Source organism: Streptomyces sp. NPDC001544, from assembly GCF_042894285.1.
Classification (GTDB): Bacteria; Actinomycetota; Actinomycetes; order Streptomycetales; family Streptomycetaceae; genus Streptomyces.
Genome location: NZ_JBIAVN010000006.1, coordinates 42,503 through 58,414 on the forward strand (window position 1 = coordinate 42,503; position 15,912 = coordinate 58,414).

Annotated in this window: 14 protein-coding genes and 1 pseudogene; 5 read left to right on the top strand and 10 right to left on the bottom strand. The window is 71.4% G+C overall.

The window, feature by feature from the left end; translation table 11 throughout:
- Positions 1-7: 7 nt before the first annotated feature.
- The gene (locus tag ACFY0F_RS17385) at positions 8-1,504 is read right to left on the bottom strand and encodes a PLP-dependent aminotransferase family protein (RefSeq protein ID WP_388794205.1); all 1,497 of its coding nucleotides are present in this window, start codon (positions 1,502-1,504) and stop codon (positions 8-10) included.
- A 165-nt stretch (positions 1,505-1,669) separates the two neighbouring features.
- On the opposite strand from ACFY0F_RS17385, the pseudogene ACFY0F_RS17390 reads away from it, so the two are divergent.
- From ACFY0F_RS17390 to ACFY0F_RS17405, 4 genes and pseudogenes are all read left to right on the top strand, one after another.
- A pseudogene (locus ACFY0F_RS17390) lies at positions 1,670-2,321 on the top strand (YitT family protein).
- Positions 2,318-3,085, top strand: a complete 768-nt coding sequence (locus ACFY0F_RS17395; RefSeq protein WP_388794208.1) for a glycerophosphodiester phosphodiesterase — start codon at positions 2,318-2,320, stop codon at positions 3,083-3,085. Before ACFY0F_RS17390 ends, ACFY0F_RS17395 begins: the two are co-directional and overlap by 4 nt.
- Positions 3,086-3,155: 70 nt before the next feature.
- A complete protein-coding gene (locus tag ACFY0F_RS17400) occupies positions 3,156-4,505 on the top strand; it encodes an MFS transporter (protein ID WP_388794211.1) in 1,350 nt (449 codons plus the stop codon).
- A gap of 267 nt (positions 4,506-4,772) precedes the next feature.
- Positions 4,773-5,147, top strand: coding sequence for an RNA polymerase-binding protein RbpA (locus ACFY0F_RS17405; RefSeq protein WP_009187548.1), 375 nt, complete (start codon positions 4,773-4,775; stop codon positions 5,145-5,147).
- Between the two features lie 108 nt (positions 5,148-5,255).
- On the opposite strand, the gene fxsA is transcribed toward ACFY0F_RS17405, so the two are convergent.
- The 4 genes from fxsA to ACFY0F_RS17425 all read right to left on the bottom strand — a co-directional run bounded on the left by fxsA (position 5,256) and on the right by ACFY0F_RS17425 (position 9,303).
- On the bottom strand, positions 5,256-5,813 hold the full coding sequence (fxsA, locus tag ACFY0F_RS17410; protein WP_388794214.1) for an FxsA family membrane protein: 558 nt from the start codon (positions 5,811-5,813) through the stop codon (positions 5,256-5,258).
- A gap of 46 nt (positions 5,814-5,859) precedes the next feature.
- On the bottom strand, positions 5,860-6,657 hold the full coding sequence (locus tag ACFY0F_RS17415) for a polyprenol monophosphomannose synthase (protein ID WP_388794217.1): 798 nt from the start codon (positions 6,655-6,657) through the stop codon (positions 5,860-5,862).
- A gap of 536 nt (positions 6,658-7,193) precedes the next feature.
- Positions 7,194-8,810, bottom strand: a complete 1,617-nt coding sequence (locus ACFY0F_RS17420; RefSeq protein WP_388794220.1) for an amidohydrolase — start codon at positions 8,808-8,810, stop codon at positions 7,194-7,196.
- A 52-nt stretch (positions 8,811-8,862) separates the two neighbouring features.
- Positions 8,863-9,303, bottom strand: a complete 441-nt coding sequence (locus ACFY0F_RS17425) for an Lrp/AsnC family transcriptional regulator (protein ID WP_066997022.1) — start codon at positions 9,301-9,303, stop codon at positions 8,863-8,865.
- Between the two features lie 268 nt (positions 9,304-9,571).
- On the opposite strand from ACFY0F_RS17425, the gene ACFY0F_RS17430 reads away from it, so the two are divergent.
- Positions 9,572-10,018 (top strand): hypothetical protein, encoded by a 447-nt coding sequence (locus ACFY0F_RS17430; protein ID WP_388794224.1) that lies wholly within the window; start codon positions 9,572-9,574, stop codon positions 10,016-10,018.
- 365 nt (positions 10,019-10,383) lie between these two features.
- Here the strand turns inward: ACFY0F_RS17430 and ACFY0F_RS17435 are convergent, their stop codons facing one another.
- From ACFY0F_RS17435 to ACFY0F_RS17455, 5 genes are all read right to left on the bottom strand, one after another.
- Complete coding sequence (locus ACFY0F_RS17435; RefSeq protein ID WP_388795234.1) at positions 10,384-11,556, bottom strand: acyl-CoA dehydrogenase family protein; 1,173 nt, start codon at positions 11,554-11,556, stop codon at positions 10,384-10,386.
- Between the two features lie 226 nt (positions 11,557-11,782).
- A complete protein-coding gene (locus tag ACFY0F_RS17440) occupies positions 11,783-12,442 on the bottom strand; it encodes a TetR/AcrR family transcriptional regulator (protein ID WP_388794226.1) in 660 nt (219 codons plus the stop codon).
- A 98-nt stretch (positions 12,443-12,540) separates the two neighbouring features.
- Complete coding sequence (locus tag ACFY0F_RS17445; protein ID WP_388794228.1) at positions 12,541-12,681, bottom strand: SCO1431 family membrane protein; 141 nt, start codon at positions 12,679-12,681, stop codon at positions 12,541-12,543.
- 107 nt (positions 12,682-12,788) lie between these two features.
- Positions 12,789-14,159 (bottom strand): peptidase C39 family protein, encoded by a 1,371-nt coding sequence (locus ACFY0F_RS17450; RefSeq protein WP_388794231.1) that lies wholly within the window; start codon positions 14,157-14,159, stop codon positions 12,789-12,791.
- 211 nt (positions 14,160-14,370) lie between these two features.
- Complete coding sequence (locus ACFY0F_RS17455; protein WP_388794234.1) at positions 14,371-15,912, bottom strand: amino acid permease; 1,542 nt, start codon at positions 15,910-15,912, stop codon at positions 14,371-14,373.

A 15,912-nucleotide genomic window follows, 5' to 3' on the forward strand; every position in this document is an offset into this window, starting at 1 on the left:
CAGCTCCCTACGCCACGAACGTGCGCGGCGACTCCGATCCGTTGCTCGCGCCGGTCTCCACCAGGTGCGCGGCGGCGGCCAGCCGGGTCGCCGCCTCCTCCGCCACCGCTCCCCCGACCGTGAACGGGAGCCGCACATACCCCTCGAACGCGCCGTCGACCCCGAAGCGCGGGCCCGAGGGGACCCGTACACCGACCCGCTCCCCGGCCACCGCGAGTCGCGAACCCGACAGGCCGCCGGCACGCACCCACAGCGTCAGGCCGCCCTTGGGCACCTGGAACTCCCAGGTGGGCAGTTCACGGCGGATCGCGGTGACCAGGGCGTCGCGGTTCTCGCGCGCCTGGGCACGGCGCAGGTCCACCGCCTGTTCCCAGCCACCGGTGCTGAACAGCCAGTTGACGGCGAGTTGCTCCAGGACGGGGGTGCCCAGGTCGGCGTAGGCGCGCGCCGCGACCAGGCTGCGGATCACGTCCGGGGCCGCCCGTACCCAGCCGATGCGCATGCCGGCCCAGAATGCCTTGCTGGCCGAGCCGACGGTGATCACCGTGGAGCCCGCCGGGTCGAAGCCGCACACCGGACGCGGCATCTCGACGTCGTCCAGCCACAGAGCGCTCATCGTCTCGTCGGCGACGAGCACGGTGCCGGCCGAACGGGCCGCGTCCACCAGCCGACGCCGCTGGTCCTCGTCGGCGAGCGCGCCGGTGGGGTTGTGGAAGTCGGCGACGACGTACGCGAGCCGAGGCGCGGCGTCCCGCAGCACCTGGCGCCAGCGGTCCATGTCCCACCCGCTGAGCCCCTCGCCCATGGCGACCGGCACGAGCCGGGCACCCGCCTCCCTCATCAACTGCAGGATGTTCGCGTACGACGGCGACTCCACGGCGATGCGTTCACCGCGCCCCGCGAAGAGGTGGCAGATCGCGTCGATGGCGCCCATCGCACCGGTCGTCACCATGATCTGCTCGGGCATGGTCGGGATTCCGCGCGAGGTGTACCGCTCGGCGATCATCGAGCGCAGCGCCGGGAGGCCCGCCGGGTAGTCGCCGTGCGTATGGGCGTACGGCGGCAGCTCCTCCAGGGCGCCCTGCACCGCCCGGGTGAGCCACGGTTCGGGGGCGGGCAGCGCCGCGCAGCCCAGGTCGATGATCGACCCCAGTGCCTCGGGCGGCAGCGGCTCCAGCCCGCGGGCCGGCAGGGGGTTGCCCGCCGGGACCGCCGTCCAGCTGCCCGCGCCACGCCGGGACTCGAGGAATCCCTCGGTACGCAGTGCCTCGTAGGCGGCGGCGACGGTGGTGCGGCTGACGGAGAGCGAGAGCGCCAGTTCGCGCTCGGCGGGCAGCCGGGCGGCCACCGGCACCCTGCCCTCCAGGACCAGCAACCGGATGCCGTCCGCGAGCGCGCGGTAGGCCGGGGGGCGGCGCGTGCCGGGGCCGGCCGGGCGGTCCTGCTGGGAGTTGAGCAACCGGGCGAGCTGCGCGGCACCCACCGCGGAGGTCCACTGGGCCATGACGATCAGTCCACCTTCCCCGGATTGGCCATGGATGGCTTCTCCTTGCAAGCCACAGAGTGACACGCACCAGTCCACTACCACCAGTCGGGGGGATCCGTGTCCACGAAGTCGTACACGAGGGCGTCCAAGAAGGCGTCTACGAAGTCGTCCATGAAGGCGTCCATGACCAAGCCGCACACGAGCAGGCGCCTGATCCAGCTGTATGCGGGGCTCGCGCTGTACGGCGGGAGTTCCGCGCTGCTCGTGAAGGCCGGTCTCGGACTCGAGCCGTGGAACGTCCTGCACCAGGGCCTCGCGGAACTGACGGGGCTGAGCATGGGCGGCGTGCTGACGATCGTGGGGCGCGGCGGTGCTGCTGCTGTGGATCCCGCTGCGCCAGCGGCCCGGCCTCGGCACGGTCTCCAACGTCCTGGTCATCGGGGCCGCCATGGACGCGTCCCTCTCCGTACTGCCCGATGCCCACGCCCTGGCCGTGAGGATTCCGCTCCTGGTGGCCGGTGTCGTGCTCAACGGCGCGGCGACCGGCCTCTACATCGCCGCGAACTTCGGCCCCGGCCCGCGGGACGGTCTGATGACCGGGCTGCACCGGCGCACGGGCCGCTCGATCCGGCTGATCCGTACGGCCGTGGAGATCACCGTCGTGGCGACCGGGTTCGTCCTGGGCGGCACCGTCGGTGTGGGCACCGTCCTGTACGCGCTGTCGATCGGCCCACTGGCCCAGTTGTTCCTGCGGGTGTTCGCCGTCCCGTCGGCATCCGGCGGCAGCACGGTGGTTGCCACCGGGTCACCCGAGGGGGTGATACTGCGCACGTGACGACGCTCATCCGCCACCCGTACCTGGACCATCCCGGGCCGATTCCCTTCGCCCACCGCGGAGGGGCCGCCGACGGCCTGGAGAACACCGTGGCGCAGATCCGGCGCGCGGTCGACCTCGGCTACCGGTACATCGAGACCGACGTGCACGCCACGGCGGACGGGAAGCTGGTCGCCTTCCACGACGCGACCCTGGACCGGGTCACGGACGGCGCGGGCCGGATCGCCGACCTGCCCTGGGAGGACGTCCGGCACGCGCGCGTGGCGGGCAGCGAGCCGGTGCCGCTCTTCGAGGAGCTGCTGGAGACCTTCCCGGACGTCCGATGGAACGTCGACTGCAAGGCGGAGCCCGCCCTGCGGCCGCTGCTCGCGCTGATCGAGAGAACAGACGCCTGGGACCGCGTTTGCGTCGGCTCCTTCTCCGAGGCGAGGGTGCTGCGCGCCCAGCGGCTGGCCGGGCCGCGGCTGGCCACGTCGTTCGGCACGCGCGGGGTGCTGAACCTGCGCCTGCGCTCGTGGGGACTGCCCGCGGCGGTACGCCGGTCCGCGGTCGCCGCCCAGGTGCCCGAGTCCCAGTCGGGTGTCCCGGTGGTGGACCACCGCTTCCTGCGGGTCGCCCACGCGCGCGGGCTGCAGGTGCACGTGTGGACGATCAACGAGCCCGAGCGGATGCACCGGCTCCTCGACCTCGGCGTCGATGGCATCATGACCGATCACATCGACACGTTGCGCAAGGTCATGGAGGACCGGGGCGTCTGGGTCTGAGCGGTCCGGAACCTCCCGGACCGGCCCCGAGTCCTGCGCACGGCACTTCGGCGGGGAAGCGAGGGCACGGGTGGGTACGGACACCGTGCAGGCCCGGGGGTCCGACGAGGACGCCGGGCTGCGGCGCGAGCAGCGCGGCTGGTACTTCTACGACTGGGCGTGCTCCGTCTACTCGACGAGCGTGCTGACCGTGTTCCTCGGCCCCTACCTGACGTCGGTCGCCGAGTCGGCGGCGGACGCGGACGGTTTCGTCCATCCCCTGGGCGTGCCGGTCCGGGCCGGGTCCTTCTTCGCGTACTCGGTGTCCCTGTCGGTGATCCTGGCGGTCGCGCTGATGCCCCTGGTGGGCGGCGCGGCCGACCGCACGGGACGCAAGAAGCCGCTGCTGGGTGCGGCCGCCTACGTGGGCGCGGCTGCCACGACCGGGATGTTCTTCCTGGACGGCGACCGGTACCTGCTGGGCGGCGTCCTGCTGATCGTCGCGAACGCGGCGCAGTCCGTGGCGATGATGCTCTACAACTCCTACCTGCCGCAGATCGCCCCGCCCGAGGAACGCGACGCGGTCTCCTCGCGCGGCTGGGCCCTCGGTTACGCGGCGGGCTCCCTGGTACTGATCGGCGACCTGGTGCTGTACTCCGGGCACGAGTCCTTCGGGCTCTCCGAGACGGCGGCGGTCCGGATCTGCCTGGCGTCGGCCGGCCTGTGGTGGGGTGCCTTCACGCTGGTGCCGCTGCGGCGGCTGCGCGACCGCCGGACGGGACCGGCGCGGGAGGCCACCGCGCCCGGACTCCGGCAGCTCGCGGCCACTGTCCGGAACATGCGCCGCCACCCGCTGACGCTCGCCTTCCTGCTGGCCTACCTCGTCTACAACGACGGCATCCAGACGGTGATCTCGCAGGCCTCGCTCTACGGTTCGCAGGAGCTGGGGCTGGGCCAGTCGACGCTCATCGGGGCCGTGCTCCTGGTGCAGGTGCTGGCGGTCGCGGGCGCACTGGGGATGGGGCGGCTGGCCCGGACGTACGGGGCGAGGCGGACGATCCTCGGTTCGCTGGTCGCCTGGACGGTCACCCTGGGGGCCGGGTACTTCCTGCCCGCCGGAGCGCCGGTCTGGTTCTTCGTGCTCGCGGCCGGGATCGGCCTGGTCCTCGGCGGCAGCCAGGCGCTGTCCCGGTCGCTGTTCTCGCACCTGGTGCCGCCCGGCAAGGAGGCGGAGTACTTCTCGGCCTACGAGATGAGCGACCGCGGGATGAGCTGGCTCGGCCCGCTGCTGTTCGGGGTCACCTACCAGCTGACGGGAAGCTACCGTTCGGCGATCGTGTCGCTCGTGGCCTTCTTCGTCATCGGGTTCGTGCTGCTCGCGCGGGTCCCGGTGCGGCGTGCGATCGGCGAAGCGGGAAACCCGGTTCCGGAGAAGATTTAGCACTCAACACGAAAGGGCGGTAGTGTACGCGTTTGGCCTGCCAGGCGTACCGTTACTGCGCGTCAAAGAAGCCGAAACGCTAGGTGACATCTGCTAGCAGATGTGACAAACCGGGCGCTGGTGGGTACAACAAGGGGCGGCTACGACGGCGACGCATGACCCGGAACGGGACTCGGAACGGGAATCTTTACCGCCGACCGGACGTTGACCGGATGACGACGACAGCGACACCTGTCCTGTGGGCGACAAGCCCGGGAGGCACGATTCATGAGTGAGCGAGCTCTTCGCGGTACGCGCCTCGTGGTGACCAGCTACGAGACCGACCGCGGCATCGACCTGGCGCCGCGCCAGGCCGTGGAGTACGCATGCGAGAAGGGGCACCGCTTCGAGATGCCCTTCTCGGTGGAGGCGGAGATCCCGCCGGAGTGGGAGTGCAAGGTCTGCGGAGCCCCTGCACTCCTGGTGGACGGCGACGGTCCTGAGGAGAAGAAGGCCAAGCCCGCGCGTACGCACTGGGACATGCTGATGGAGCGACGCACCCGCGAGGAACTCGAAGAGGTCCTCGAGGAGCGTCTTGCGGTACTGCGCTCGGGGGCGATGAACATCGCCGTTCATCCCCGCGACAGCCGCAAGAGCGCATAGTCCCTGCGGGGGCCGGCCGGTTCAGCGCACACGAGTAACCGCGGGCGCCGTACGTCATGTACGGCGCCCGCGGTTTTGTGTTCCGACGGATTCGGGCGGGGCGGGCGCTCAGCGGGTCAAGGGCGGCCGCTGCTCCTGCTGAGCGTCCTCCGGCTCGTGCCTGATCACTTCGCCCTGCACGATCTTGCCGTCGGGCCGATGCATCCGCGCCTGCTGGAACACGTCGCCGAGACCGCCGGGGGCGGACTCACGGAGCTTGCGGTCCAAGGCGCGCTCCGTGGAGCGACTCAGAGCCTTCTGGACCGGCGGCACCAGGAGCAGCAACCCCGCCACGTCCGAGATCAGGCCGGGGATGACCAGCAGCAGGCCGCCGAGCATCGTCAGGCCGTTGCCCGAGCCCTTGGCCGGCGTGCCGCCCCGTTGCAACGCCTCGTTGAGGTTCCGGAAGGCGCGGCGGCCCGCACGCTTGATGACCAGGGAGCCGGCGACGCAGCCCGCGACCAGCAGCAGGAACACCGCGAAACCGCTCACCGCGCCCGCGACCACGGTCAGCAGCCAGATCTCCAGCACCAGCCAAGCGGCGATCCCGAGCGGCAGGAACGTCCGCAGACGGGAGCGGCGGGGCCGTACGGTGGGCTGCTGGGAGCCCTGAGCGCCAGTCGTCATGCTCCCAGTGTGCCCGGATCCGGCTCAGCGCCGGATAAGGGGGCGGTCAGCGAGCCTGTCCGCCCTTGCCCGTGATCTTGCCGAGCCGGTCCCCCACGCCCCAGGCCGTGACCCGCCACAGCGCCTCCACGACGATGTCGCGGCTCATCTTGGAGTCGCCGAGCTCCCGCTCCACGAAGGTGATCGGCACCTCGACGACGTGATAGCCGGCCTTGACCGCGCGCCTGGCCAGGTCGACCTGGAAGCAGTACCCCTGCGAGGCCACCTCGTCGAGCCCGAGGCCCTCGAGGGTCTCGCGGCGGAAGGCGCGGAAGCCGCCGGTCACGTCGCGGATCGGCACGTCGAGCATGAGCCGCGAGTAGGTGGAACCGCCGCGCGAGAGGAACTCGCGGGACTTCGGCCAGTTCACCACCCGGCCGCCGGGCACCCACCGGGAGCCGAGCACGAGGTCGGCGCCCTTGAGGGCGGTGAGCAGACGAGGCAGCTCCTCCGGCTGGTGGGAGCCGTCGGCGTCCATCTCGATCAGCACGCCGTAGCCGTGGTCCAGGCCCCATCGGAAGCCCGCGAGGTAGGCGGCGCCGAGGCCTTCCTTGCCCTTGCGGTGCATCACCTGGACATGGTCGTCATGGGCGGCCAGTTCGTCGGCGAGTTTGCCCGTGCCGTCGGGGCTGTTGTCGTCCGCCACCAAGACGTGCGCCTCGGGGACCGCCTTGCGCACCCGGCCGACGATGGACTTGATGTTCTCGGCCTCGTTGTAGGTCGGGATGATCACCAAGGCCGTGCCGAGCGGACCGGACTTCCTCCCCCGGTCCTGTGCCGCGTGGGTCCCGTCGCCGTCGTTCACTGCTGCCCCTTCACATGTCGTACGCAGAGTCCACCATAGTGGCCGCGGCCTGCGTCGACGCGAAGACTCGGCCCTACTGGGGTGTCGATTCCCCGAGAGCGGGGTAAGAATCAGCTTTTCGTTCCGCGTCCCGCTGCGGATGGGGGCCCGGCGCCCTTCGGGCCGACCTGGGACCCGCTGGCTGCGGACCGACCGAAAGCCGTTGTCTACTGAGCGTCCGGGCCCCACCCGGGTCACACCCTCCCGACCGGTCGGAGGCGTTCCCGCGTAGGCGCGGCTGCTGAGCCTGGCTCCCAGCGACGGTGCCCCGGTGCGGCACACCGTCCCTGACCCAGCGGCGCTGCGACGCGTGCGCGAAATGCTCCCCGGTCGGGCGTCCGGTGGTGGACCCGGCCGAACCTACCGGCCTTTCGCCGTCGGCTGTCAACAGCCGCCTGACCTGCGCAGACTCTCTCAATCGCCTGGTCGGCACAGACGATACGCAGGTCGCGCGACGCGATCGAGCGGCCGATCGTCGAGCGCGCCACCCCGGTAGATCACTCGCCCGGCCGTACGAACACCGTCCGCCCGCCCACGACGGTCCGCAGACAGACCGGCAGGTCGCTCCCCGGGGTCAGATCGGGCAGGCCCGGGGTGCCCGAGCGGGGATCGGTCGACCAGCGGGCCACCCGGTCGTCGGGGGCCTGGACCACGAGCGCGTCGGTACGCCAGACGGCGTAGTCGGCGGGCGCGCCGGGCACCAGGACACCCGCGTCGTCCCGGCCGACGGCCCGCCAGCCGCCACGGGTGTGGGCGGTGAACGCGGCCCGGACGGAGATCCGGTGCCCGGGTGTGCGGTGGAAGGCGGCCGCACGGACCGTGCCCCAGGGGTCGAGGGGGGTGACCGGACTGTCGGAGCCGAAGGCGAGCGGCACGCCGGCGCGCAGCAGGGCGGCGAAGGGGTTCAGCGTGCCGGCCCGCTCCGCGCCGAGGCGCCGGGCGTACATGCCGTCCTCGCCGCCCCACAGCGCGTCGAAGGCGGGCTGCACGGAGGCGGTCACGCCGAGTTCGGCGAGGGCCGCGATCGCCTCGGGGGTGAGCATCTCCGCGTGCTCGACACGGTGCCGGGCGGCGCGGACGCGCGCGAGGCCCACCTTCTCGGCGGCGGCCCGGACCCCCTCCACCACGGCGGTGACGGCGGCGTCGCCGATGGCGTGGAAGCCCGCCTGGAGGCCCGTCTCGGTGCAGGCGACGACGTGCTCGGTGACGGCGGCCGCATCCAGGTAGGCGGTGCCGGTGTGGCCCGCGTCGGCGTACGGCTGGTGCAGGCAGGCGGTGTGCGAGCCGAGGGCGCCGTCGACGAACAGGTCACCCGCGGCGCCGGCCGCGCCCAGCTCCCGTGCCCTGTCGATGCCCTCGGCGCCCCGCTCGGCCCAGTAGCCGATCACCCGGGGGCCCGCTTGTCCGGCGGCGAGCCGCAGCAGGTCGGTGAAGTCGTCCTCGGAGGAGATCCGCGGTCCGCCGCACTCGTGCACGGAACCGATGCCGAGAGAGGCGGCGTGCGCGAGGGCGGCCCGCTGCGCCTCGGCGCGCTGGGCGGGGGTGACGGCGGCGAACGCGGCGGCGCGTACGGCGTGGTGGTCGTCGCCGGTGAGCGCGGCGTCGGCGCGGGAGACGCCGGCGGGCACCATGTCGAGCAGTGCACTGGTGACGACCGCCGAGTGGACGTCGATACGCGACAGGTACAGCGGGCGGCCGCCGGCGGCCGCGTCGAGTTCCGCGCGGGCCGGGGGGCGTCCACCGGGCCAGCGGGCGGCGTCCCAGCCGTGTCCGAGCAGGACCCGGTCGTCCGGGTGGGCGGCGGCGAAGTCCCGCACCCGGGCCAGGGCCGCCTCCAGGGAGGGCGCGTCGGACAGGTCCAGCCCGGTCAGCGCCAGGCCGGTGGCCGTGGTGTGCACATGGGCGTCGGTGAACGCCGGGGTGACCAGGGCGCCGTCCAGGTCGATCACCTCGTCGACGCCGTCCGCGAAGGCGTCGGCGGCGCCCTCGGAGCCGACCCAGGCGATCTGGCCGCGCTCCACGACCATCGCGGTGGCGAAGGGGTCGGCCGGGCTGTGCACCTCTCCGCGACGCAGCAGGACGGTCTCGGCGTCGGCGGCGGATCGTTCACTCATGACCGACAGTCTCTCGCGGGCGGCCGGGTCCGCCGCACGCGGGGCGGCCGGTTCAGATCTTCGGCGGCCGGGCCTCGTACGGCGTCGACAGCACCACCGTCGTACGGGTGGACACCCCGGCCAGCGACCGCAGCCGGGCGAGGAGTTCCTCCAGCTCGTGCGGGGTGGCCACGCGCACCTTGAGGATGTAGTTCTCGTCGCCCGCGACGCTGTGGCAGGCTTCGATCTCGGGGACGCCGGCGAGCCGGTCGGCGATGTCGTCGGGGGCGCTGGGGTCGAACGGTTTCACCGAGATGAAGGCGGTCATGGGCAGCCCCACGGCCTCCGGGTCGACGACCGCGGCGTAGCCACGGATGACGCCACGTTGCTCCAGCCGGCGCACCCGCTGGTGCACGGCCGACGTGGACAGGCCCGTGGCCTTGCCCAGGTCTGTGTAGCTCATCCGCCCGTCCTTGACGAGCAGCTGCACGATTTGACGGTCCAGCTCCTCCATGGGGCCAAAACCTACAGTGCGCTTGATCTCCTCGGATACCTGAGCAAGCCAGGTCATAGCCGGTTCGTGATGTCCCGGAGGGCGTACTGTGAGCCACCTGAGGGACAAACACGCCGCACCGGACACCTGCGGGCGGCATGTGACGAACGCCACAGTCACCGAGCAGGCTCCGTGATGCTCTCGTGATTACCGCCGAGAACGGACGGGAAGTGCTTGCTGTGGTCGAGGCCGCAGTGCCTTCACGGCCCAGCCCGAGGGGGAGAACCCAATGCAGAGTCTTAAGCGCCCTGGTCGCACCATGCCCAAGCGGCGGCAGTCCGTCGTAGAGCCCGAGCCGGAGGGCGTCGAACCCGACGCCTTCGACGACGTGGACATCGAGGAACCCGACGCCTACGACACCTTCGAGATGTACCGGGTCATCTGCCCGGACTGCGCGCAGCCCATCGCCCTGCTGGCGGACGAGGAGGTCCTGCCGGAGCACGCTCTGTGCGCTTCGCCGTGGAACCCGTTCGGCCTCACGGTGTGTGCCGGCACGGGCCGTGCGGCGGCCGACGCCCGCCCCGCGGACGACTCCTCCCGGCCCCAGGAACAGGACACCGCGCTCCTGCTGACCCTGCCGCAGGGCCTGAACTGGCGGACGCAGCCCTTCTCGCACGTCGGCGGCCCGGGCTCTCGCCCGATGCGCGTGGCGACGTTGCGCGGCCAGGCCGCCTGAGACACCGCGCCGCACACCGGCACCCTGCACCATGGCACGCGGACCGCCGTGGTGCAGGACTTCCGCGCGAGTACGCCGACGGCCCACCCGAGGGGGCGGCCGTGAACTCACGCTCGATTCGTCGGAGCGGTGACCTGTCCGCCGGTGCGGGCGTTGCCCTGGTATGACCCCCAGACAATCGGCGACCGGGCGTCAGTACCGTGTGTTCGTTCCCCGGCCCACCGGACCGGTGCCTCCGCCGCCGCCCGATCCGCCCATCTACCGCGACCTGATGCGCGTCTGGGCCGACCGGGGCCGCACCCTGCCGGGCCGCCACGACCCGGAGTGGGTCAGGCTGGCGGCCCCGTCGGCGACGCTCGGGCAGTTCAGCGCCCTTCCGGCCCCGCTACGTGACGGGCGATGACCATCCGCTGGATCTGGTTGGTGCCCTCGACGATCTGCAGGACCTTGGCCTCGCGCATATAACGCTCCACCGGGAAGTCCGCGGTGTAGCCGTATCCGCCGAGGAGCTGCACGGCGTCGGTGGTCACCCGCATGGCCGTGTCCGTGCAGTGCAGCTTGGCCATGGCGGCCTGCTTGGCGAACGGCAGGCCGGCGTCCCGCAGCCGGGCCGCCGCCAGGTACAGGGCGCGGCCCGCCTCGATCTGGGTGGCCATGTCGGCGATCATGAAGCGCAGGCCCTGGAAGTCGGCGATCGCCCGCCCGAACTGCCTGCGGTCGGTCGCGTAGGCGACGGCCTCGTCCAGCGCCGCCTGGGCCAGGCCGATGGCGCAGGCCGCGATGCCCAGACGCCCGGAGTCGAGCGAGGACAGGGCGATGGAGAAGCCCTGGCCCTCCTCGGCGATGCGCCGCTCGTCGGAGACCCGTACGTCGTCGAAGTGGACCTGGGCGGTGGGCGAGCCCTTCATGCCCATCTTCCTCTCGGGCACGGCGGCGCTCAGGCCCTCCGCATCGCCGGGCACGAGGAACGCGGTGATCCCGCGCGGGCCGTCCTCGCCGGTGCGGGCCATGACCGTGTAGAAGTCGGCGACGCCGCCGTGCGTGATCCACGCCTTGGTCCCGGTGATCACCCAGTCGTCGCCGTCGCGGACCGCCCTGGTGCGCAGTGAGGCGGCGTCCGAGCCAGACGAGGGCTCGGAGAGGCAGTAGGCGCCGAGCAGTCCGCCGCCGAGCATCGCGGGCAGGTGCTCGACCTGCTGCTGCTTGGTGCCGTGGGCGGCGAGGGCGTAGGAGGCGAGGGTGTGCACGCTGACGCCGAGGCCGACGGTGAGGCGGGCCGCCGCGAGCTCCTCGAGGACCTGCAGGTAGACCTCGTAGGGCTGGTCGCCGCCGCCGTACTCGGAGTCGTACGGCAGACCCAGCAGGCCCGACTGCGACAACAGGGTGAATGTCTCGCGCGGGAAGCGTCCGGCGTCCTCCTCCTCGGCCGCCTTCGGTGCGATCTCACGCTGCGCGATCTCACGGACGAGCGAGATCAGGTCCCGGGCCTCGTCCGTGGGCAGTTGCCGGTCCACAGGCTGCTGGGCGCGGTCGGGCATGGCGACGCTCTCCTCCCTGTTCGGGCGCATCGGCGGACGTGCGCCTTGGGTGGGGCGGCGCCGCCTGATTCGTCTGGTCGGCCGATGCGCGCGCTCCCGGGTCTCGGAAGCCGCTGACCAGCGGCTGTGCGCTGTGAGTATGCCCGATCAGCGACCTCTCGTCACCAGTTAACGACCGCTCACTTCAAGTCGTCCACCCCAGAGGTCCCCCGCGTCCGGACCGCGCTCAGGCGTCGCGTCGGGCCGGCTCCGGAGCCGGATGGGCGGGGTCCATCTCCTCGATGGCGCGCAGGGCGCCGCCCAGGGTCTTCACCAGCAGCTCACGCATCGTGTCGCGGGACAGTCCCGGCCGGTCGATCCAGTCCAGGGTGGCCCCCTCCACGCTGCACACCCAGGCGAGCAGGCCCATGCGGGCCAGCGGAGCGACGTCCCGGCGGCCGTAGGCCCCCTCGGCGATGGTCGCCACGATCGCCTCACGGACCCCGTCCCGGATGGCGTGCACCTCGGCGTCGAACCCGACTCCCCCGCTGACGACGGTGCGGTACGCGGCCTGGTGGTGCTCGGCGTAGCGCAGATAACTGTCGACGGTGCGGTGGACGCGGTCCACGGGCGGCAGGTCGAGACCGCTCGCGGCGTGCTTGACCAGACCCGCGACCGAGTCCTGGATGATCGCCAGGTAGTACCCGCGCTTGGACTGGAAGTAGTAGTAGATCAGGCCCTTGGCGACATGCGCCTGCCGGGCGATGTCGTCCATGGAGAGCGCGTCGTAGGACGTGTCGGCGAACAACTTCCGGCCGATGGCGATGAGTTCGGCACGACGCGTCGCGGAGCGCTGGGTACCGCGCGTCGGAGGACGGACGGCGGCACCCTGTTGCCTCATATTCAATTCGGACCCTGGTCTCGGGCGGGCGGCGGGACATCGGAAGTATGTCAGAACAACATCGGGCGCTCCGTCGAACAGCCGTTCCCGTCCGGGCCGTCAGCTCACAGCAGGCCGATCCGGGTCACGAGCACGGCGATCACCACGACCAGGATCCAGCCCATGACGTGCTCGAGGAGTTCGGGCCCGTCGTCCTGCGGGCCGCCGGTGCGGGTGCGGGCGGCGATGGCCGAGTGTGCGGTCATGGTGTCTCACCGAGGTTCGCTGTGCCGGGTGGAATCCCCCCACCGTTGTGTCCACCCTGCCATCGGTCGTGGCTCGTGCGGCGGAGACGTCGGTCACAGACAGCCGTTCAGCACACGCCCACCGACGCGAGTGCCCGGCGCCGGCGGAGACCCGGGCGGGCGGGGAAGTACAGGTAGCAGACGCCGCCCGTACCGGAGACGACCTTGCCGGCGGCGTTGTACCGCTTGGTCCTGAGCCAGATGTTCTCGAACTCCCGCCGCAGGTACACCCGCCGCACCGCGGCGTCGCTCGGCGAGGCCGGATCGTTGGCGATCACATCACCCTCGGCGGTGAAGCCGATCACGGTCATGAGGTGGCCCGAGGTCCCGTATCCGGCGCCGGTCAGCTCCGTCTTGAGGAAGGACTGGGACGTTATGACCGGGATGCCGGCCGCGATCAGCGTCTCCACGTCGGTGAGCGAACCGAGCCGGGTGACCACGCCCTGCAGACCCGGGTAGGTGGCCGCGTAGGCGGCGTTGAACGGCCAGTTCCCGCAGCCCTGGTACTGGTAGTCGTAGGTGTTCCGGGCCGCGTGGCACACCTGCGGGTCGGCGTAGGACGGATCCACCCAGGACAGTTGCCCGGGGGTGGGCCGGTCGCCCCAGTACTCGATGATCATCTGCGAGGAGGTGGGGCTGCACCAGGCCTCACCGCCGTTGTCGTACTCGGGGTACTGACCCGCGTGGATCTCCTGCGAGTAGCGCGGAACGATCAGTTCACCGGCCCGAGCGGGAGTGGAGGCCGGGACGGTGAAGCGGTCGGGGACGTCGGAGCCCATGGCGCCGAGCCGCCAGACGGTGGGGGTGAGCGTGGTGCCGGGCTTGCGGTACAGGGTCAGCCGCAGCCGGTAGGACGTCAGGCGCAGACCGGTGGAGGCGTCGTCGATCGCGAAGGTGTCCGTCCAGACGGTGCTCCTGCCGTCGGTCTGGCCGTCCACCGAGGTCCGCTTGATGTCCTGGTCACCGGCCGCCCAGCGGCCCATCACGTACCAGGGGGTGTCGGTGCCGTCGGAGTAGGCCCCCTGCAGCTCGACCTGGAGCCAGGTGCCCGCCGGGGTGCCGGCGTTCCAGGAGGCGATCGCCTCAGTGGCGGGGACGGCGAGCCGGTGCACCGGCGAGGTCCAGGTGGCGTACTCCCAGGCGGCCGTGGTGCCGGTGTGCGGATCGGTGTAGTCGGTGGTGCCGACCGGGTCGGCGATCACCAGGCCGGGGCGGGGACCTGCGACGGCACGGGTGCCCTTCGCGGCGCCGCCCCGCCAGTCCTGGTACGTCGTCCAGGCGCGGTAGTCGACGGAGCGGGCCGTGGTGCGGCCGGGGTCCTCGGCGTCGGCGGCCGCGGTGCCGCTCGCGGCGACCGCGGGGCCGGTTCCGGAGACCACCGCGGCGGCGACGGCCGCGGCCAGGACGGTTCTGCGGGAAGGCTGTTCGGCAGTGCTCATGGGCGGAAGACCCCCAGGTGTCAGGTGTCGGGCGGTCGGGCGGTCCGTTGCACGGCTGTGCGCCAACTATGGGGCAGGCGGCATGCCCCTGCCAGCACTTCGGCCCGTGCCACGCCCACGAATATTGGTCTCGTCCACTGGCGGGCACCACGGAACACGGTCGGCCCCGGCGTGCGTGTCCGGGTACGCACGCCGGGGTCGTGACGGTGCGTCAGACCAGGTCCATGGCCGCGACCTCGTCCGGTCGGCCGTAGCCGACCGGCCCCTGGAAGCGGCGGCGGGCGGTGGCGAACCACCACACCGTGGCCACCAGCAGGACGGCGGCCAGCGCGATCGGCGCGTAGTTGAAGGAGTCGGCGGTGATCGGGGACGCCTGCGGCAGCATGAACAGCACGCTGCTGAGCAGGATCCAGACCACGGCGAGCCAGCCGATCGGACGGCCCCAGCGGCCCAGGTGCCAGGGCCCCGGATGGAAGTCGTCACCGAGCCGCAGCCTCAGGAAGATCGGCACGGCGTAGGCGAGGAACAGCCCGACGACGTTGACGCTGACGATCGCGGTGAACGCCGTGTGCGACCACCAGCCCGGCAGCACCAGTGCGAGCGAGCAGCCCACCGCCAGCCACACCGCCTTGACCGGGGTACGGGTACGCGGTGACACCGAATGCCACCAGCGGGAGCCGGGCATGGCGCCGTCCCGGGAGAAGGCGAAGATCTGCCGGGTGTTGCTGGTGAGGTTGGCCAGACCGCAGAAGAGCATCGCGCCGATCACGACCAGCAGCAGCGCCTTGGCCCAGCCCAGGCCGAGACCGTCGATGAGGATCTGGACGGGCGGCGCGGAAGAGCCCGCCACCCTGCCGTAGTCACCGATGCTGTAGACCAGTGCCAGCATCAGGATCAACCCGGTGATCGCCGAATACCCGATCGAACGGGTGATCCCCTTCGGCGCGTTCACCGTCGCCCGGACGGTTTCCTCGGACATGTGGAAGCTGCCGTCGAAGCCGGTGAAGGTCCAACTGGTCACCAGCAGGCCGAGCATGCCGCCGTAAAGACCGTTGGTGAAGCCCGTGTTGTTCACGAAATGCGTCACGAAGGAGGCCGACCGGTGGTGGTCCGGCATCACCATCAGTGCGCTCACGATCACCACGAGTCCGATCAGCAGCCACCAGACGGAAATCCGGTTGAGGACGGCGACCAGGTGGACGGTGTACGTGTTGGCCAGGCCCTGCAGCACGATGATCAGGGCCGTGATCAGGACCGTCTGGTGGACGGTGGGCTCGTAGGAGTCCCACTGGAGGGCGACGAAGGCCTGGATGAAGGTCGCCGCCGCGTATCCCGTGGCGGCGGTGCCGCCGATCTGGCCCACGAAGTTCAGCCAGCCCGTGAACCAGGACCAGGCGCCCTTGTGGCGTTTGGCGAGTTTACCGGCTGAGAAATACAGCGCCCCGCTCGTCGGATAGGCCGAGGCCACCTCGGCCATGGCCGCGCCGATGAACAGCACCATCACGGAGACACCGATCCAGCCGAACACGAGAATACGGGGGCCGCCCGCGTTCATGCCGTAGCCGAAGGACGAGAAAATACCCGAGATGATGTTGATGATGGTGAAGGAGATCGCGAAATTGTCGAACGCCTGGAACCGACGGGTGAGTTTCCGCGGATAACCCATCGCGTGCAGGGTCGCGTCGTCGTCGAGCGCGGTCGGGCCCTCTCCCCCGCGGGCTCCGGCCCGTGGAGTCGATATCCGTTCTGACAC

Bases quoted from the DNA above. Each gene is read 5' to 3' on its own strand.
- ACFY0F_RS17405 (WP_009187548.1), top strand. From the start codon at position 4,773: ATGAGTGAGCGAGCTCTTCGCGGTACGCGCCTCGTGGTGACCAGCTAC.
- ACFY0F_RS17450 (WP_388794231.1), bottom strand. From the start codon at position 14,159: ATGAGCACTGCCGAACAGCCTTCCCGCAGAACCGTCCTGGCCGCGGCC.
- ACFY0F_RS17385 (WP_388794205.1), bottom strand. From the start codon at position 1,504: ATGGCCCAGTGGACCTCCGCGGTGGGTGCCGCGCAGCTCGCCCGGTTG.
- ACFY0F_RS17435 (WP_388795234.1), bottom strand. From the start codon at position 11,556: ATGCCCGACCGCGCCCAGCAGCCTGTGGACCGGCAACTGCCCACGGAC.
- ACFY0F_RS17430 (WP_388794224.1), top strand. From the start codon at position 9,572: ATGCAGAGTCTTAAGCGCCCTGGTCGCACCATGCCCAAGCGGCGGCAG.
- fxsA (WP_388794214.1), bottom strand. From the start codon at position 5,813: ATGACGACTGGCGCTCAGGGCTCCCAGCAGCCCACCGTACGGCCCCGC.
- ACFY0F_RS17420 (WP_388794220.1), bottom strand. From the start codon at position 8,810: ATGAGTGAACGATCCGCCGCCGACGCCGAGACCGTCCTGCTGCGTCGC.
- ACFY0F_RS17445 (WP_388794228.1), bottom strand. From the start codon at position 12,681: ATGACCGCACACTCGGCCATCGCCGCCCGCACCCGCACCGGCGGCCCG.
- ACFY0F_RS17425 (WP_066997022.1), bottom strand. From the start codon at position 9,303: ATGGAGGAGCTGGACCGTCAAATCGTGCAGCTGCTCGTCAAGGACGGG.